The organism is Oerskovia rustica, from assembly GCF_014836555.1.
Classification (GTDB): Bacteria; Actinomycetota; Actinomycetes; order Actinomycetales; family Cellulomonadaceae; genus Oerskovia; species Oerskovia rustica.
Genome location: NZ_JACSQQ010000026.1, coordinates 7049 through 24422, shown reverse-complemented (window position 1 = coordinate 24422; position 17374 = coordinate 7049). Strand labels below are relative to the sequence as shown.

Sequence of the window (17374 nt, the reverse complement as noted above, 5' to 3'; positions counted from 1 at the left end):
AGATGTGGGCCGACCCGCGCGTCCTTCGGACCACGTCGCACCGCCACCGGTGAGGCCGTGTTGTCTACTGAACGCGCGGGTCGAGCCGATGCACGTCAGAGCACGCAGGACGGACGGTGAGATGGTGGCTCGAACCCCTGCGGCGCTGACGGCCGGAACACGTCATCGAACTTACCGCCCCTCACGGAGGTGTCAATCCGAACGCGCGCCCTGGCAGGCGGTGCCGCCGGTCGCGCCCCGGTGACCTGCGGCGGCGCGACCGGCCTCACCCGCGCGAGGGCGCGGCGGACGACCCGCCGGTGGCCCGGCCGGGTCGAACCGGGGCTCAGTCGAACGTGTCGTACAGCACGACGCCGTCGCGCACCGTCTGCAGGCACGTCGGGTCGGGTGCGTCGTCGGTGAGGTCGGGCAGCAGCGGCGTGCCGGAGCGGGCGTCGGTGCTCCAGGAGGACACCGAGGTCCCCGTGCCCTGCACGGCGAGGTGCTCGGCACGCCAGACCGCGAGGTGGGCGGGCGCGCCGACGCGCAGCTGGCCCGCGCCCGTGTGGTCGAGCCCGGCGATGCGCCAGCCCCCGCGCGTGTGCGCCCGGAACGCGGCCCGCGCGGAGACGCGCTGGTCGGGGTCGGCGTGCGACATCGCGGCCCGGACCGCGGACCAGGGGTCCATCGCGGTCACGGGAGAGTCGGAACCGAAGGCGAGCGGGACCCCCGCCCCGGCAAGGTCGGCGAAGGGCGAGAGCCCGGCCACGCGCGTGGGACCCAGGCGTGAGGCGTACATGCCGTCGGGGCCACCCCAGGCGGCGTCGAACACCGGCTGGATGGACAGCGACACCCCGAACAGCAGGAGCGTCGAGAGGGCGTTGGTGTCGACGAACAGGGCGTGCTCGACGCGGTGCGCGGCACGGCGGTGCGCCGCCGCCCCGTCCGCCTCGGCGGCGGCGCGCAGCCCCACGAGGAACTCGTCCATGGCCCGGTCCCCGATGACGTGGAACCCGCCCTGGGTGCCCGCCGCGGCGACGGCGGACAGGTGGGCCGCGATCTGCTCGGCGGACAGGTACTGGTTGCCGCGCCCGTCGGGCCCGGCCTCGCCGGGGGTGCCCGTGAGGTCGGAGTACGGGTGCCGCAGCGCCGCGGTGCGCGAGCCGAGCGACCCGTCGACGTTCAGGTCTCCCGCGATGCCGGCCAGGCCGGGCAGGTCGGCCAGGAGGGCGCGCGCGTCGTCGGGGGTGGCGCACAGCTCGCCCCGGTACGCGACGAGGTGCGGCAGGGCGCCCTGCGGGTCCCCCGTGAGGTCCATGAGCTCGCGCAGCCCGTCCCGGGTGTCGATCGAGGGGGCGCTGTTCTCGTGCACCGACACGATGCCCCGCCGCGCGGCCGCGTCCAGCGCCGCACGGTAGACCGCGGTGCGCCGCTCGGGGGTCATCGCACGGGCCGCGTCCCGGGCGGCGTGGTGGGCGTCCAGCGTGACCCAGCCGCTCTCCGTCCAGCCCGGGCGCCCCTCGAGGCCCGCCCGCTGCGCGAGGGACGTCGAGACCACGGCGGAGTGCACGTCGACGCGCGCCGCGTACACGAGCGCTCCCCCGCACGCCGCGTCGAGCTCGTGGCGCGTCGGGGCGCGGTGCTCGGGCCACTCCTGCTCGTCCCACCCGAACGCGAGCACCACGTCGTCCGCCTCGGCGGCCGGGCGGGCCTCGACCGCGGCGTGCAGCGCGTCGAGCGCGTCGGCCAGGGACGTGACGCCGGCGCTCGCGGACAGGTCGACACCCGCGAGGGCGAGACCGGTCTCGAGGACGTGGACGTGGGAGTCGACGAACCCGGGGGCGACGAGGGCGCCGTCGAGGTCGACGACGCGGTCGGCTCGGGCGGCGAGCCCGGCGGCTGTGTCGTCGGCGCCGATCCAGGTGATCACCCCGCCGTCGACGAGCATCGCCTCGGCGAAGGGGTCGGTCGAGGAGTGAATGACACCGTTGCGGTACAGGGTGGAGGCCACGAAACCACACGATATGCCACGCCGTGCCCGGCGCGCCCCTTTCGCGGGGTGCGCCGGGCGTGCGTGACGCGAAGGTCACACGCTGGAGTAGGCCACGACCCCCCGGCGGACGGCCTCGATGGCCCGGACCGCGGTCTTGCGCATCGCCGGGGTGGGGGCTGCGGTCGCGAGCTGGTCGAGGACGTCGATGATCTGCTTGCACCAGCGCACGAAGTCCCCGGCGGCGAGCTCGGAGCCGCGCAGGACGGCGTCGAGGCTGCGGCCGCTGGCCCACCGGTGCACGGCGGCGACGATGCCGAGGTCGAGGGTGCCGGTCGCGTCGATGCGGTGGGCCTCCTCGAGGTCGTCGACCTCGGACCACACGACGACGGTCGCGTCGAGGGCGCGCGCGAGCTTTCCCTGGGGGCCGCCGGGCACGTACGGCTCCCCCGCCTCGTCGCGGCGGGCCGAGAAGACGAGCGTCGAGACGACCGCGGCGAGCCCGGCGGGGTCGAGGTCGTCCCACACGCCGCGGCGCAGGCACTCGGCGAGCAGCAGGTCGTTCTCTGCGTACAGCCTGCGCAACCACTGCCCGGCGTCGGTGATCCTGACGTCGGGGGCAGGGGTACGCCCGGGCCGGGGGCGCGTGGTGGCGGGCGGCGCACCGTCCACCGGGGCGTCCACGAGCTCGCCTCCGCCGGCCGGGTGGGGGTCGACCTCCAGGTACCCGAGGCCGGTGAGGATGTCGCAGATGCGGTCGAAGACGCGCGCGATCGAGCCGGTGCGTCCTTCGACGCGCCGCACGAGGGCGTCGTGCTCCTTCTTGAGCTTGGCCCACCGCTCGGACCAGCGCGCGTGGTCCTCCCGCTCGGGGCAGTCGTGGCAGGGGTGGGCGCGCAGGGCTGCTCGCAGGCGGCTGAGCTCCTTGTCGTCGGCCGCAGCCGACCGCACGGTGGGCGCCTTGCCCCGCGACGGGGCGCCGGGGGTGTCGACGAAGGCGCCGAGCGCGTTGCGCAGCGAGGAGGCCAGGTCGCGGCGGGCGGCGGGCACGCGCGGGTTGAAGGTCTTGGGGATGCGGACCGTGCCGACCGTGCGGATCCCGGAGGGGGCGTCGGCGACCGTGAGCTTCTTGACGTGCTTGTCCTCGGTGAGGACGGTGGGGCGGGGGCCGTCGAAGCCGCCGTCCTTGCCGGGGTCGAGCACCACGACGTACCCGGCGCGTCGGCCCGTGGGCAGCTCGACGACGTCGCCGACGCGCAGGTTCTCGAAGTCCGCGACGATCTGGGCGCGCCGGGCCCGCTGCGCCGACTTCGACAGGTCGGCCTCACGGGTCGCGATCGCCCGCCGGAGCCTGGCGTACTCGCCGAAGTCGCCCCGGTCGCACGTCATGGCCTGCGCGTACCCCTCGAGGGCCTCCGCGTGCGCCTGCGCCTGCTTGGCGAGACCCACGACGCCCCGGTCCGCCTGGAACTGCGCGAACGACGTCTCCAGGACGTCGCGGGCGCGCTCGCGGCCCACCTGCGCGACGAGGTTGACGGCCATGTTGTAGGTGGGACGGAACGAGGACTTGAGCGGGTACAGGCGCTTGGACGCGAGGCCCGCGAGGGCGACGGGGTCGAGCCCGGGGTGGTCGACGACGACGGCGTGCCCCTCGACGTCGATGCCGCGGCGCCCGGCGCGGCCCGTGAGCTGGGTGTACTCCCCCGGGGTCATGTCGACGTGCGAGGTCCCGTCCCACTTGACGAGCTTCTCCAGCACGACGGACCGGGCGGGCATGTTGATGCCCAGGGCGAGGGTCTCGGTCGCGAACACGACCTTGACCAGGCCCCGGCTGAACAGGTCCTCGACGATCTCCTTGAAGATGGGCAGCATGCCCGCGTGGTGGGCGGCGACGCCGCGCGCGAGGGACTCGCTCCACGTCCAGTACCCGAGGACGTCGAGGTCCTCGGCGGGCAGGGTCGCGCTGCGCGCCTCGACGGTCGCACGGATCTCGGCCTCCTGCGCGGGCGTGGTCAGGCGCAGCCCGGCGGCCAGGCACTGGGTCACGGCGGCCTCGCACCCGGCGCGGGAGAAGATGAAGAAGATCGCGGGCAGCAGCCCGTCGGCGTCCAGGGCGTCGACCACGGCGAAGCGTGGCGGGGTGCGGCGCCCGCCCCCGTCGCCCGATCCTCCCCGGAACCCGCCCGAGGGCTGGCGTCCGCCGCGCCCTCGGTAGCCGCGGTCCCCGCCGCGTCCGCCCCGGCCCGGGTAGCCGCCGTCGCGGGCGCCGCTGCGGAACGCCGCGAGCAGGTCGGGGTTGATGGGCGGGTTGACGCCCGGGTCGGTCGGGTCGACGTGCCCCGCGTAGAGGTCGATCAGGTCCGCACCGGTGCCGGGGCGCACGACCTCCCCGGGGGTGCGGGGGCCGCGATGGCGGGAGCCGACGAGGACGTGCTGCCACAGCGGGACGGGGCGGCGCTCGCTGACGATGACGGCGGTGTCGCCGCGCACCATCTCGAGCCAGTCGCCGAACTCCTCGGCGTTGGACACCGTCGCGGACAGGGACACGAGCTGGACGTCGTCGTCGAGGTGGATGATGACCTCTTCCCAGACGGGTCCCCGGAAGCGGTCGGCGAGGTAGTGGACCTCGTCCATGACGACGAACGCGAGGCCGTCGAGGGCGCGCGAGCCCGCGTAGAGCATGTTGCGCAGGACCTCGGTGGTCATGACGACGATCGGGGCGTCGCCGTTGATGGAGGTGTCGCCCGTGAGCAGGCCTACCTGGTCGGGTCCGTGGCGGCGCGCGAGGTCGGCGTACTTCTGGTTGGACAGGGCCTTGATGGGCGTCGTGTAGAAGGCCTTGCGGCCGCCGGCGAGCGCGAGGTGGACGGCGAACTCCCCCACGACGGTCTTGCCGGCCCCGGTGGGCGCGGCGACGAGGACGCCGCGCCCTTCTTCGAGGGCCTGGCAGGCGCGGACCTGGAAGTCGTCGAACGGGAAGCCGACGACCTCGCGGAACGCGGCGAGCTGGGTGCGGGAGGATGCCTGGAGGGCGCGCGAGGCCGCGTACCGCTCCGCGGGGCTCGCCTGGCCGGCTGTGCCGGCTGTGTCGTCGTGTCCTGCGTTGCCGGCGGTGCGGGGTGCTGCGGTCATGCCACCACCCTACGGTCCGGGTGTGTCGGTCCGGGGGGCTTTTCGTCGTCAGGCGGGCGGAGACCCGGTGACGCGGCCGTCGAGGACGTGCAGGGCGCCGGGGACGACCGTGACGCGCACGGGCAGGTGGGAGATGCGTTCCCCGTCGGCGAAGGCCGGGGGCGGTGGGCGACCGGCGTCGGTGGCCTCGAGGAGGACGGACGTGACCTTCCGCAGGTCGACGGCGGGGTGGTGCACGTGCTTGCCCTGGTACATGCCGGGGAAGATGCGAGCGGCACCGAGCCGGGTCAGGGGCCCGGCGGTGACGAGGTCGAGGAGGCCGTCGTCGATCCGGGCGTCGGGCGCGATCTGGACGCCGCCGCCGAAGCGGTGCCCGTTGGCCACGGCGACCAGCGTCCCGGGCGAGGTCCACACGAAGGGGTGCGCGACGTCGTCGGGCATGTTGGGCATGTCGGGCATGTCAGGCGCCGTGCCCGGGGCGAGGTCGGCGGTGATGCGGTACCCGTAGGGGCGGAACCGGGCGAGCTCGCTCGCGACGGCGCGCACGTACTTGGCGCTGCCCCGCGGCCACGTCAACGCGTTGGCGTGGGCGTTGACGGCGGCGTCGAGGCCTGCGGACAGGACGCCGCAGAACCAGCGGCCCCCCCCCGGGGGGCGGGGGCGGGGGGGGTGGGGGGGGTCGTGGGGTGCGGCGGGGGGGGCGGCGACGACCCGCACTCCCCCGGTGCCGGCGCGGCGGGCCGACAGGGCGTCGAGGAGGATCCCGACGGCGGCGGGGACGTCGTGCACGGGCAGGTCGAGGGCCGCGGCGAAGTCGTTGCCCGTGCCGGCGGCGACGACGCCGAGGGGGATCCCGGTCCCGGCGACCGCGTTGACACCGAGGTGGACCATGCCGTCCCCGCCGACGACCACGAGCGCGTCGACCTGCATGCCCGAGGCGACGGCGTCGCGGGCGTTCTCGAGGGCGAGGGGCGCGTTGGGGGCGCTCAGGTCCAGGACGTGGTGCCCGGCCTCGCGCAGGAGCGCGAGGGTGCGCACGCCGTCGCCTCGCCCGCGCCCGCGGTCTGCCGTCGGGTTGACGACGACGGCGAGGCGGGCGGGGCGGGGCTGTGCCCGGTCAGGCACCGGAGAGCGCGGCGGCGGCGCGCTTGTCGGTGCTGCGGTCGCGCAGGATCGCGATCCCGACGGCGCCGAAGTACAGGACGCAGATGGGCAGCGCGACGAAGATCATCGTGAGCGCGTCGGGTGTGGGGGTCATGACGGCCGCGAAGACGAACGCGATGAGGACGGCCCAGCGCCACCCGGCGAGCAGGGCCGTGGACCGGACCAGGCCCGCGAAGTTCAGGGCGACCAGGACGACGGGCAGGACGAACGCGAGCCCGAACGCCAGGACGAGGCGCATCACGAAGCTCAGGTAGCCCTGCGCGTCCGTGAGGTTGGTCGCGCCCTCGGGGACGAACGCCGCGAGGATGTCGACCGCGTGCGGCAGGACCCACCAGGCCAGGGCGACGCCGCCGAGGAACAGGGGCACCGACGCCCCGAGGAAGCCCACGGCGTAGCGGCGTTCCTTGCGGGTCAGGCCCGGGGTGATGAACGCCCACAGCTGGTACAGCCACCACGGGCAGGTCACGAGCACCCCGAGGAACAGGGAGACCTTGATCTTCATGTCGAGCGCGGTCGCCATGCCCGAGTAGTTCAGGTTGATGACCTTGTTCTGCGCGGCCGCCGCCGCCTCGAGGGGCGCCTGGAGCGCGGCCAGCAGCGGCTCGTAGAGGAACCAGCCGCCGATCGCGCCCACGACGAGCCCGCACGAGACCAGGAACAGTCGCTTGCGGATCTCGAGCAGGTGCTCGCGCAGCGGCATGCGCCCTTCGGAGGACCTGGCCGTCTTCGTCGAACCGGCCACGGATCAGGCCTTGGGGGCGTCGTCATCCTTGACGGCAGGCTCCGCGGGCTTGTCGTCGTCGCGCAGGTCCTTGACCTCGCTCTTGAAGATCTTGAGGGACTGGCCCACGCTGCGGGCCAGGTCGGGAAGTCGCTTCGCCCCGAACAGGAGCAGGACGACGACGACAAGAACGATGATGTGCCAGGGCTTCAGCATGCCCATGAGATGGCTCCCTTGGAGTCGGACGCAAGTCTTGTTGTCGCAGATCCTACGCGTTGAATCGACGCCACCGGTCCCACGTCACCTTGTTGCGGGTCCTGCGCTCCACACGGCGCTCGGCCCGCTGCGCGCGCAGTTCCTCGACCCGCTCGTGCAGGAGGACCGGGTCGTCGAACAGGGTGGGCGCCGTGCTGGGCTGCGACGTCGCCAGCGCCGCGGTGACCTCGTCCGTGCGCTGCGCGAACCGGTCCATCACGAGCGCCGACTCCGACATCTGCGCGAACAGCGCCCTGGCCTTGCGCCACAGGTCGCGCCCCAGGAAGAAGGCGCCGACGAGCGTACCGACGACCAGGACGGACCAGATGGTGAACCACATACGACCCAGCCTAGTTCGCCGGGCCGCCGGCGGGCCCGGTCGTCCCGGTCGTCCCCGCCGTCGCTGACGGGTCGCCCGGCTCGTACGGGCCACCGCCCTCGGCCCCGTACGCGGCCAGGGCGGCGCTCGCGGCCTGCGCCACGTCGTCGGCGACCTCCTGGGGGGCCACGGCCAGGACGTGGCGGGCGTGCTCGAGGAGCAGGCGGCGCAACCACACGGGGTTGGTGACGCGCAGGGAGACCTCGAACGCGCCGTCGGGCAGGTTGCGGACCTTCTCGACGGGGACCTGCTCCGCGACCCAGCGGGCCGGGCTCGCGAACGTGATCGTCGCGAGCGGTGCGTCGCCCGTGGGCGTGAAGTCGACCTCCGTCGGCAGGTCGTGGTCGCTCGTGGGGACGTCGAGCTCGGTCGCGGCCAGGAGCCGGTCGAGGCGGAACGTGCGCTGCCCCTGTGCGCGGTGGCACCACGCGAGGAGGTAGGAGTACGCGTCCTGGGTGTGCAGGGCGACGGGGTCGATCTCGCGCTCGGACACGACGTCGGAGCTCGTCACGTACCGCACGCGCAGCCGGTGCCGGTTCGCCAGCGCCGAGGACACCGCGGCGACGACCTCGGGGGCGCCGTCGGGAGACAGGCGCACGTCCAGGGCCGCGGCGGCCTCGCCCGTCGCCCCGGTGAGCTTGTCCAGGACGGACGCGACGACGTCGGCCCGTGCCCGGTCCGAACGCACCGCCGGGGTCTCCCCCATGGCACGCAGGGCCGCGATGAGCGCGACCGCCTCGCGCGTGCCCAGGCGCAGGGGCCTCGTCATGCCGCGCGCCTCCGTGAGCCGCACCACGCCCCGCTCGAGGGAGTCCGCGTCGAAGTCGATCAGGTCGTCGGGCCAGTACCCCGGGGTGCCGGACACCCACAGGGCGTCGACGTCCTCCACGATCTGCCGGGTCGTCACCCCGAAGCGGGTCGCGAGCTCCTCGACCGGGACCCCGCCCGCGCCGTCCAGGTAGCTGACGATGCCCAGCAGGCGCACCAACCGGTCGTCCGCGCGCTCAGCCACGCTGCTCCTCCGTGCTCGTCGTGCCGTTCGGGTGGTCCTGCGACGTCGTGCCCGGTGCCTGCCCCAGGCCCGCCGCGGCCGCCAGCCGGCGCACCACCGCGTCCCGCAGCCCCGCGGGGCTCAGGACCACGACCGCGTCCCCGTACCCCGCGATCTCGTCCGCGAACGCGTGCGGGTTCGTGAACGACACGTGCACCACGTCGCGCCCGTCCGCGCGCGGCCCCGAGCCCGGCCCGTCGCCGTCGCTGCGACCGCGCGCCCGCAACGCCTCGGCCCGCTCCGGTCCGATCGCCAGGGCCGCCAGCTGCTCCTGCCCGGCCCGCGCCCCCAGGAGCGCGTCCACGTCCACGCCGTCCGGGATGGCGAACGCCCCCGCGCGCCCCAGGAGACGCACCCGGCCCTCGATACGGCTCAACCGGTAGGCCCGCGGTGCCTGGCGCTCGCGGTCGAACCCGAGGAGGTACCACCCGCCGCGGCGTGCCGCGATGCGCCACGGCTCGACCGTGCGGTCCCGCACCTCGCCCGTGGAGGCCGCCCGGTACGTGAACGACACCGGACGCAGCGCCTCGATCGCGTCCAAGAGGGGACCGTACGCGTCGCCCACCGCCCGCACCCGCGGGGCGAGCCCCGCGACCGCGTCGTTCGCGACCTCGCCCGCCCCCGCCGCCCGCAGCTTCGTCAAGGCGCGCGAGATGTCCGTGCGCAACGTCTTGTCCTGCCAGAACTGCGCCGCCAAGGACAGCACCCCGAACTCCGCCGGGGTCAGGTCGACCGCAGGCAACGCGTACGCGTCCTGGTCGATCCGGTACCCGACGTCGTCGCTGTGTCCCCCGGCGTCGACCGTCACGATCGGTATCCCGAGGTCGCGCAACGAGTCCTTGTCGCGCTCGAACATCCGCTCGAACGCCTCCGGAGACGGCGCGTCGGCATACCCCGCGACACTCGTACGGATCTGCTGCTTCGTCATCGACACGCTCGTGTTCACGAGGGCGATCACGAGGTTCAAGAGCCTCGTGGCAGGGTTGACTGGTTGACTCGTCTGATCAGGCATCGGCACCCACGCTAACGAACGCTATCCTCACCCGTGTGATGACGTGGCGTAGTGCAAGGGTGATCTCCCGCGGCCGGGCCTGGCAAGGCGCGCAAGAAGTGACCGTCGAGCTCGACGAGCCCCTGCCCGCCAGCACCGCCCCCGGCGCCGAGGAACGCCCCCGCACCGTGCGCGCCCTCGCCTACCCGCAGCTCGTCGGAGAACCCCAGGTCGGCGACCAGGCCCTCCTCAACGTCTCCGCGCTCGCCCGCGGCCTCGGCACCGGCGGATACGCCCTCGTCGTCGCCCTGCCCGGCGCACTGCCCCCCGACCCGGCCCCCGGGCCAGGGCACCTCGTCAAGGCCCGCTACACCCCCCTGCAGGCCCTCGTGCTGGGCGTCGACGAGCAGGAGTCCCCCCACCACGACACCCTGCGCGACGCCGACGACCTCCACGGCATGCCCGTCGTCGTCGCCGACCTCCACTCCGCCCTGCCCGCGATCGCCGCCGGCGCCCGCCTCGCCGCCGCCCAGGACGGACGCCCCGCCCCCCGCATCGCCTACGTCATGACCGACGGCGGCGCCCTGCCCGCCGCGTTCTCCCGCACCATCGCCGCACTGCGCGACGCCGACTGGCTCCACACCTGCCTCACCGTCGGCCAGGCCTACGGCGGAGACCACGAAGCCGTCACCGTCCACACCGGGCTCCTCGCCGCCCGCCACGTCACCGGCGCCGACCTCGCCATCGTCACCCAAGGCCCCGGCAACCTCGGCACCGGCACCCGCTGGGGCTTCTCCGGCGTCGCCGCCGGCGAAGCCCTCAACGCCGCCGCAACCCTCGGCGGACGCCCCATCGCATCCCTGCGCGTCTCCGGCGCAGACCCCCGCGACCGCCACCTCGGCATCTCCCACCACTCCCTGACCGCCTACGGCCGGGTGGCGCTCGCGGCCAGCGACGTCGTCGTCCCCCGCCCCAGCGCCGACGTCGAAGCCCTCCCCGGGTGGGGGGCCGCACTCACCGCACGCATCACCGAGCAAGCCGCGCACCTCGCCGCACCCCACGGGCGCCACCACCTCGTCCACGCCGACGCCGACGCCCCGCTCCTCGGAGCCCTGCGCGCCACACCCGTCGGACTCTCCACCATGGGCCGCGGGCTCGACGACGACCCCGCCGCCTTCCTGACAGCCGCCGCAGCCGGCCTGTACGCCGAGAGGAACCGACCCGCATGAGCAACCGGACGCGACTAGGGGGTGTCGTCGTCCTGATCGCCCTCGTCCTCGTCGGCGCCGCCGCCGGAAACCGCTGGAGCTTCCGGCTCGAGCCCGTCACCACCAGACCCAGCACCGTCGCCCCCACCCCACCCGTGCAACGCACCGAAGAGACCGCGCTCTTCCTCGAAGGCCTCGACGAACGCGCCTCCGGCCTCAGCATCGGCGAGTACATGACCTACCTGGCCATCCTGGTCGCCGTCGTCCTCACCGTCATCGCGATCGTGCGCCTGCGCCGTCGCACCCGCGAACCCGCCCCCGAGGCCCCCACCCCCCACGACCACGTCACGGTCGGCGCCAGCATCGCCACCCCCACCCTCACGGTCCAGCTCCCCGAACTACGCCGCGGCGTCCGGCACGCCCGGCACCTCCTCGACACCGCCGCCACCCCCCGCGACGCCGTCACCGCCGCCTGGATAGCGCTCGAGGACGCCACCGCCGACACCGGCCACCGCCGACACCCCGCACAGACCCCCACCGAGTTCACCAGGACCGTCCTCGACGCCACCCCCGCCGACCCCGACGCCGTCACCACGCTCCTGAAGCTCTACCAGCGGGCACGCTTCACCACCCACCCCCTCACCCCCCAGGACGTCGACGCAGCCCGCGACTGCCTCGAACGCCTCGCCATCGCCTTCGCACCACCCGACACGGACGACAGCGACGAACCCCAGCACCAAGCAACCCCCGGCACACAGGCCCCCCGAGGGCAGACGCGATGAAGCTCCGGGTCCCCACCGACAAGAAGATCCTCACCCAGGCCGCACTCCTCGTCGTCACCGGCATCGCCCTCGCGTACCTCGGCCTCGACCTCCCCCACACCATCGCCCTCACCGTCGCCCTCCTCATCGCCCTCGTCCTCTCCCGACGCATCGACGCCGGACACGACCCCCAGCACCGCGCACTGCCCGACACCAACCGCGACGGCGCACGCCGCGACCTCTCCGACCTCACCTGGGCCATGCACGGAAGCCACGGACGCGTCAGCGAACGCGCACACCAACGCGTGCGGGCGCTCGCGGCCACGGCTCTCGCCGACGAGGGCATCGACCTCCACAGCACCGACCCGGCTCAGGTGCGCGCGGCCGCGGCGAGGCTCGGCACGCAGGTCCACCAGCAGATGACCTCCGACCCGCGCCCCCCGACCATGAAGGTCCTGCGCTCGTGGGTCAGCGCGATCGAGCACCTCGCCGACGGCCAGCCCGTCGGCGAGGGCGGCCGCAGCGCCGGCCGGCAGCAGACCCGCAGCGACGCCTGACCAGCACGACCGTCGGCACCGCTGCCCACATCCCCAGCACCCGTAGACACCCGCACCGAGAGGCGAACCCGATGACGGACTCCCCTGCCCCCGCGCTCAGCATCCCCGAGGTGGCCGCGCACGGCCGCCGCATCCTCGACGAGGTCGGTACGGCCGTCGTCGGCATGCGGGACTCGCTCGAGCTCGCGCTCGCCACGATCCTCGCGGGCGGCCACGTCCTGTTCGAGGACGTGCCCGGCCTCGGCAAGACCCTCGCTGCGCGCAGCCTCGCGACCGCCCTGGGGCTCGACTTCGCGAGGCTCCAGTGCACCCCGGACCTCCTGCCGGCGGACATCACGGGGTCCGCGGTGTACGACCCGGCCACGACCGACTTCGTGTTCCGCCCCGGGCCGGTCTTCACGGGCATCTTCCTGGCGGACGAGATCAACCGCACGGCGCCCAAGACGCAGTCGGCGCTCCTCGAGGCCATGGCCGAGCGGCAGGTGTCGATCGAGGGGAGCACGTACCCGCTCCAGCGCCCGTTCCACGTCCTCGCCACGTCGAACCCCGTCGAGTACGAGGGCACCTACCCGCTGCCCGAGGCCCAGCTCGACCGGTTCATGGTGCGCCTCGGCGTCGGGTACCCCGGCCGTGACGAGGAGCGCGAGGTCCTGCGGCGGCGTCTCGACCGTCGCCAGGAGCAGGCCGAGGTGCGCCAGGTCGTCGACGCACGGACCGTCCTCGCGATGCAGGCGGGGGTCGAGGCGACCGACGTCGACCCCGACGTCCTCACGTACTGCGTGGACCTCGTCGCGGCCACGCGCGCCGACTCCCAGCTCGAGGTGGGGGCGTCTCCCCGTGGGTCGCAGAACCTGGTGCTGCTCGCTCGCGCCGTGGCCGCCCTCGACGGCCGGGACTACGTGCTGCCCGAGGACGTCAAGCGGGTCGCGGTCCCGGTGCTCGCGCACCGCCTCACGCTGACCCCGACCGCCTGGGCCTCGAACGCGCAGCCGCAGTCCATCGTCCGCGCCATCCTCGACCGCGTCCCCGGCCCTGCTGCGGTCGCCACCGCGACGCGATGACCTCCCTCGCCACGGGCTCGCGTCCGACGCGCTGGCAGCAGACGACGAGCCTCGCCGCGGGCGTGGTTCTCGGTCTGGCGCTCCTCGGCACGGGTCTCCTCGCGGGTCGCGCGGACATCGCCGTCCTGGGCGCTCCTGCGCTGCTCGGTGCGGTGTGGGGGTGGAGCGCCAGACCGCGGGGCGAGGCCGTGGTCGCGACGTTCGAGCCGGCGGTGGACGTCGACGCGCGTCCCGGGGAGCTCAGGTCGCGGCTCCGCCTCGACGTGCCCGACGGCGCCACACCGGTCCGCCTGCGCGTCACCAGCCCCGGGAACGAGGACGCGGACGTCACGGTGCTGGTCGACCGGTCCCGGACCCTCGACCTCACGACGCACTCGGCGAGGACCGGACCGCACCGGATGTTCCGGGTCGACCACGTCGCGTCGGGGCCCGAGGGCGTCGTCGAGTCGGTCCCGGACGCGGTCCGGTCCCCGGGGACGTTGGTCCTGCCGACCGCCCAACCGCTCGGTCTCCTCCCCCTGCCGCGCCAGCTCGCCGGGCTCACGGGTCCGCACACGACCCGTCGCCTCGGAGACGGCACCGAGCTCCGGGACGTGCACCCGTTCGCCCCCGGGGACCGCCTGCGCCGCATCGACTGGCGGGCGACCGCACGCCGGTCCCCCGGGCTCGAGACGTTGTACGTCCGGCGTACCCAGGCGACGGCCGAGGCGACGATCGTCCTGGTCCTGGACTCGCGGGACGAGGTGGGTCCCGACGTCACGACGTGGCGAGGGCGCGGCCCGCTGCCGATGGACCGGCCGACGTCCCTGGACATCGCCCGGCACGCCGCGGCGTCGGTCGCCCAGACCGCGCTAGACGGCGGGGACCGGGTGGGGTTCGAGGACCTCGGGTGGATCCGTCGCCCGCTCCCGCCGGCTGCGGGCAAGCGTCAGCTCCAGCGGATCGTCCACGCCCTCGCCCTCGCCCACCCGATCGGTGAGCCTCGACGGCGCACGCGCCCGCCGCAGATCCCGGCGTCGGCGCTGGTGTACATGTTCTCGACCTTCCTCGACGACGAGAGCGCCATGATCGCCCAGACCTGGCGAGCGACGGGACACCCCGTGGTCGCGGTCGACATCCTGCCGACCGTCGACGTCCCCCGGGACGAACCGGGAGTGGTGCTCGCGTGGCGCATCACGCGACTCGAACGCGAGCAGCGACTCGAGGCGATCCGACGCGAGGGCGTCCTGGTGGTCCCCTGGACCTCCTCGACGAACGACAGGGGTGGAGCCCGTGCCGCGCTCGAGCTCGCGGCCCGCCGTCAACGCCACAGCCAGCGAGGGACGACCCGATGAGCGTGCACCCCACCGCCCCGCCCGAGAAACCAGCGGGACCGCCGGCGACCGAGGTGAGCACCGGCCCGACCGTCTCGGGCGACGTCCTGCGTGCGGTGCTGATCGGGGCGACGTTCGTGTTCGGCGTCCTCGCCGTGGTCCAGCTGGTCCCCTCGCTGCTGGGGAGCGTGGCCGTCGCCCTGGTCCTGGCCGCCGTCGTCGTGGCGCGCCCGCACATCCCGGTGCCGCACGCGGTGCTGTTCGGCGGCGCCCTCGCGACGCTCGGGGCCGACACGTCGTTCGACCCGGTCGTCTTCCTGCTCCTCCCGCTCGCCCACCTCGTGCTGCGTTCCTCCTGGTGGGCTGCGCGCGTACCGCGGAAGGGCCGCGTCGAGCGCGCGGTGCTCGTCCCGGAGCTGCGCCGCGCAGCCGTGATCCAGCTCGCGTGCCAAGGGCTGGCGCTCGTCGGCTTCGCGGCCTCGACCCTGGACAGGAATGGGCTCTTCGTCGTCGTGGCCGCTGTCGCGCTGATCGGGCTCGTCGTCCTCGCCGTCCCGCGGACCTGGTGGCGCTGAGACGACCTCGCGACACGGCGCGACGGCCCCCTGCTCCCCCGGCTGGAGCAAGGGGGCCGTCGTCGTGCGGAGGGCCCGCGAGGCCCGCCACGGCTCGTCAGGGCTTTTTTGGTGAGCCGAATGTGTGGGTGAGTCGCGTCGTCGGGACGCTTGGCACACTATTTTGTCCAGAAGGGAGGCGAAGGGGGTCGGCGCGCAGCATCCGAGCCTCTGACCTACCGTGGCCGGATGGCCGACACCCCCGCCCGCCCCGTCCTACAGCTGCGCCTGGTCGTCGAGGCGCAGGACTACGAGGCAGCCCTCGCCTTCTACCGTGACGCCCTGGGCCTCCCCCAACTCGAGGCGTTCACCGGCGACGGCGACTCGCGGGTCGCGATCCTCGATGCCGGGCGCGCCACGCTCGAGATCGCCAACCCCGCGCAGAAACGCATGATCGACGACGTCGAGGTGGGCCGGCAGGTCGCTCCCCGGTTGCGCGTCGCGTTCGAGGTGACCGACGCAGCGGCCGTCACGGCCGACCTGGTCGACGCGGGGGCGTCGCTCGTGGCGCCGCCCGTCCGCACCCCGTGGGACTCGCTCAACGCACGCCTCGACGCTCCGGCCGGCCTCCACGTCACGGTGTTCCAGGAGCTCGACGGGAAGGCCGCCCCCTCCCCCGCGGACGATCCACGCGAGGAGTGACCTCCACCGTCGGGCGGCCCCGAGGCTACTCCTGCTCGACCTGCCCGACCTGCTCGGCCGGACCGTCGGCGGCCTCCGCGTGCCACGCCCGACGGACCTGCTCGAAGCGCGTCGGCAGCGGCGGCCGCACCCCGCCGTACCGCGCGTTGGTGCGCTGCACGAACCGCCGCCAGGACAGCACCAGGCCCTGCTTCGTGATGGGCAGCCCGCTCGCGACGGTGATGCCGTTGTCGTGCGTGTGGTGGACCGTCAGGAGCAGGGCGCGCGGCACCGACCCCTCCAGCTCGGAGCACAGCTCCTCCCGGACCTCCATCCAGCGACGCAGGACCATGACCGCACCCGGTTCGAGGCGGTGCACGCGCACGGTGCGGTGCTTGCCGTGCTGCACGACGACGCTCCCCTCCCCCGCCTGGGCGCCGGTGGGCCCCAGGTCGAGCGAGTCGACGGTGCAGCGCAGCAGGTCCGAGTACCTGGCCCCCGTCGCGCGGGTCAGGCCGACGATGACCGCCAGGCGTACCATCTCCGGCTTGGTCGACGCGTACATGGCGCCGACCGACAGCTCACGCCAGACCCACTCGGCCTCGTCGCGCGTGACGGGTGGGCGCGGGTAGCGCGGCGCGAGCGGCTGGGCGGGGTCGGCGTCCGGGCGTTCCTTGTCCGTCGAGGCGTTGAGCGGTGAGTCGGAAGGGTCGGTGGCCATGGCGGAAACCTATCCGCTTGGCACACTATTTTCAATCGTCGTGAACGGCGTGCCGCCCTCGACGCCATCCCGCTCGAGACCAGCACGTCCCGCCCGTTGGCTAGGCTGGGCGTCGATGGCCTCCCTCCAGCACTCCCCCCGGAGCGTGCCGCTCCCGTCGACGATCGCCCGCCCTGTCGAGCACGAGCTCGTGGTCAAGAAGTCCCGCTTCCTCACGCTCCTGCACCCCGTCGAGTCGGTCGCCGAAGCGGAGTCCGTGATCGCACGGACCCGCAAGGAGCACTGGGACGCGCGGCACCACTGCACGGCGCTCGTCGTCGGCACGCACGCCGACCAGCAGCGCTCGAGCGACGACGGCGAGCCCTCGGGCACGGCCGGCATCCCCATGCTCGAGGTCCTGCGCCACCGCCACGTGACCGACCTGGTCGCGGTCGTCACGCGCTACTTCGGCGGGGTGCTGCTCGGGGCGGGCGGGCTCGTCCGCGCCTACTCGAACGCCGTGAGCGAGACCCTCGACCTCGCGCCCGTGCTGCGCCGCGAGGTCATGGTCGAGGTCACGGTCGAGGTCCCGCACGCGGAGGCCGGCCGGATCGGGAACACCCTCCACGAGTGGTGCCAGACCCACGGCGCAGTGCTCGAGGGCGCCGACTACGCGGCCGCGGCCAGGTTCCGGCTCCTGGTCCCGCCGGGACGTCTCGTCGAGCTCGACGCAGACCTCGCGTCGGCGTCGAGCGGGACGATCTCCCCCGCCCTCGGCGACAGCCGGGTCGTCGACGTCCCCGCCTGAGCGGCCCCGAGCGCACGGCAAAGGCCCCTCCTGGGCCGGGGGGGGGGGGGGGGGGGGGGGGGGGGGGGG

The 17374-nt window shown here is 74.2% G+C and carries 17 protein-coding genes; 8 read left to right on the top strand and 9 right to left on the bottom strand.

Translation table 11 applies throughout. The annotated features are described in order from the left end of the window. Positions 1-325 precede the first annotated feature (325 nt). The 8 genes from H9652_RS14495 to H9652_RS14460 form a co-directional block, all read right to left on the bottom strand. Complete coding sequence (locus tag H9652_RS14495) at positions 326-1990, bottom strand: amidohydrolase (RefSeq protein ID WP_191796879.1); 1665 nt, start codon at positions 1988-1990, stop codon at positions 326-328. Between the two features lie 75 nt (positions 1991-2065). Further along, positions 2066-5101, bottom strand: coding sequence for a DEAD/DEAH box helicase (locus H9652_RS14490; protein ID WP_191796878.1), 3036 nt, complete (start codon positions 5099-5101; stop codon positions 2066-2068). Positions 5102-5149: 48 nt separating this feature from the next. Then, positions 5150-6139 (bottom strand): diacylglycerol/lipid kinase family protein, encoded by a 990-nt coding sequence (locus H9652_RS14485; protein WP_404822043.1) that lies wholly within the window; start codon positions 6137-6139, stop codon positions 5150-5152. 79 nt (positions 6140-6218) lie between these two features. Next, positions 6219-7007, bottom strand: a complete 789-nt coding sequence (tatC, locus tag H9652_RS14480; protein ID WP_404822042.1) for a twin-arginine translocase subunit TatC — start codon at positions 7005-7007, stop codon at positions 6219-6221. A gap of 3 nt (positions 7008-7010) precedes the next feature. After that, complete coding sequence (gene tatA / locus H9652_RS14475; RefSeq protein ID WP_036571710.1) at positions 7011-7208, bottom strand: Sec-independent protein translocase subunit TatA; 198 nt, start codon at positions 7206-7208, stop codon at positions 7011-7013. Between the two features lie 46 nt (positions 7209-7254). After that, positions 7255-7581 (bottom strand): hypothetical protein, encoded by a 327-nt coding sequence (locus H9652_RS14470; RefSeq protein ID WP_191796876.1) that lies wholly within the window; start codon positions 7579-7581, stop codon positions 7255-7257. Positions 7582-7591: 10 nt separating this feature from the next. Further along, entirely contained in the window at positions 7592-8632 is a 1041-nt protein-coding gene (locus H9652_RS14465; RefSeq protein ID WP_191796875.1) for a helix-turn-helix transcriptional regulator, read from the bottom strand. Then, positions 8625-9599: a helix-turn-helix transcriptional regulator gene (locus H9652_RS14460; RefSeq protein ID WP_225228276.1), complete on the bottom strand. Its 975-nt coding sequence runs from the start codon at positions 9597-9599 to the stop codon at positions 8625-8627. The genes H9652_RS14465 and H9652_RS14460 overlap by 8 nt, the downstream gene beginning before the upstream one ends. A gap of 119 nt (positions 9600-9718) precedes the next feature. On the opposite strand from H9652_RS14460, the gene H9652_RS14455 reads away from it, so the two are divergent. The 7 genes from H9652_RS14455 (at position 9719) to H9652_RS14425 (ending at position 15818) form a co-directional block, all read left to right on the top strand. Beyond that, positions 9719-10891, top strand: coding sequence for a DUF3866 family protein (locus tag H9652_RS14455; RefSeq protein WP_191796873.1), 1173 nt, complete (start codon positions 9719-9721; stop codon positions 10889-10891). Further along, entirely contained in the window at positions 10888-11652 is a 765-nt protein-coding gene (locus tag H9652_RS20125) for a DUF4129 domain-containing protein (RefSeq protein ID WP_191796872.1), read from the top strand. Before H9652_RS14455 ends, H9652_RS20125 begins: the two co-directional genes overlap by 4 nt. Next, entirely contained in the window at positions 11649-12188 is a 540-nt protein-coding gene (locus H9652_RS14445; protein WP_191796871.1) for a hypothetical protein, read from the top strand. Before H9652_RS20125 ends, H9652_RS14445 begins: the two co-directional genes overlap by 4 nt. A gap of 71 nt (positions 12189-12259) precedes the next feature. Next, positions 12260-13249 (top strand): AAA family ATPase, encoded by a 990-nt coding sequence (locus H9652_RS14440; RefSeq protein WP_191796870.1) that lies wholly within the window; start codon positions 12260-12262, stop codon positions 13247-13249. Next, on the top strand, positions 13246-14583 hold the full coding sequence (locus tag H9652_RS14435) for a DUF58 domain-containing protein (protein ID WP_191796869.1): 1338 nt from the start codon (positions 13246-13248) through the stop codon (positions 14581-14583). The genes H9652_RS14440 and H9652_RS14435 overlap by 4 nt, the downstream gene beginning before the upstream one ends. Further along, positions 14580-15137 carry a hypothetical protein gene (locus H9652_RS14430; RefSeq protein ID WP_191796868.1) on the top strand — a complete coding sequence of 186 codons (558 nt, stop codon included), beginning with the start codon at positions 14580-14582 and terminating at the stop codon, positions 15135-15137. Before H9652_RS14435 ends, H9652_RS14430 begins: the two co-directional genes overlap by 4 nt. A gap of 228 nt (positions 15138-15365) precedes the next feature. Next, entirely contained in the window at positions 15366-15818 is a 453-nt protein-coding gene (locus H9652_RS14425; protein ID WP_191796867.1) for a VOC family protein, read from the top strand. Between the two features lie 25 nt (positions 15819-15843). On the opposite strand, the gene H9652_RS14420 is transcribed toward H9652_RS14425, so the two are convergent. Continuing rightward, the gene (locus H9652_RS14420; protein ID WP_225228274.1) at positions 15844-16518 is read right to left on the bottom strand and encodes a site-specific integrase; all 675 of its coding nucleotides are present in this window, start codon (positions 16516-16518) and stop codon (positions 15844-15846) included. A 115-nt stretch (positions 16519-16633) separates the two neighbouring features. Here H9652_RS14420 and H9652_RS14415 point away from each other — a divergent pair, with 115 nt between their 5' ends. After that, a complete protein-coding gene (locus H9652_RS14415) occupies positions 16634-17305 on the top strand; it encodes a YigZ family protein (RefSeq protein WP_191796866.1) in 672 nt (223 codons plus the stop codon). Positions 17306-17374 lie beyond the last annotated feature (69 nt).

Excerpts from the sequence above, each read along its gene's own strand:
- H9652_RS14490 (WP_191796878.1), bottom strand. The coding sequence starts at position 5,101 with ATGACCGCAGCACCCCGCACCGCCGGCAACGCAGGACACGACGACACA.
- tatA (WP_036571710.1), bottom strand. The coding sequence starts at position 7,208 with ATGGGCATGCTGAAGCCCTGGCACATCATCGTTCTTGTCGTCGTCGTC.
- H9652_RS14470 (WP_191796876.1), bottom strand. The coding sequence starts at position 7,581 with ATGTGGTTCACCATCTGGTCCGTCCTGGTCGTCGGTACGCTCGTCGGC.
- H9652_RS14460 (WP_225228276.1), bottom strand. The coding sequence starts at position 9,599 with ATGACGAAGCAGCAGATCCGTACGAGTGTCGCGGGGTATGCCGACGCG.
- H9652_RS20125 (WP_191796872.1), top strand. The coding sequence starts at position 10,888 with ATGAGCAACCGGACGCGACTAGGGGGTGTCGTCGTCCTGATCGCCCTC.
- H9652_RS14445 (WP_191796871.1), top strand. The coding sequence starts at position 11,649 with ATGAAGCTCCGGGTCCCCACCGACAAGAAGATCCTCACCCAGGCCGCA.
- H9652_RS14440 (WP_191796870.1), top strand. The coding sequence starts at position 12,260 with ATGACGGACTCCCCTGCCCCCGCGCTCAGCATCCCCGAGGTGGCCGCG.
- H9652_RS14435 (WP_191796869.1), top strand. The coding sequence starts at position 13,246 with ATGACCTCCCTCGCCACGGGCTCGCGTCCGACGCGCTGGCAGCAGACG.
- H9652_RS14430 (WP_191796868.1), top strand. The coding sequence starts at position 14,580 with ATGAGCGTGCACCCCACCGCCCCGCCCGAGAAACCAGCGGGACCGCCG.
- H9652_RS14425 (WP_191796867.1), top strand. The coding sequence starts at position 15,366 with ATGGCCGACACCCCCGCCCGCCCCGTCCTACAGCTGCGCCTGGTCGTC.
- H9652_RS14420 (WP_225228274.1), bottom strand. The coding sequence starts at position 16,518 with ATGGCCACCGACCCTTCCGACTCACCGCTCAACGCCTCGACGGACAAG.
- H9652_RS14415 (WP_191796866.1), top strand. The coding sequence starts at position 16,634 with ATGGCCTCCCTCCAGCACTCCCCCCGGAGCGTGCCGCTCCCGTCGACG.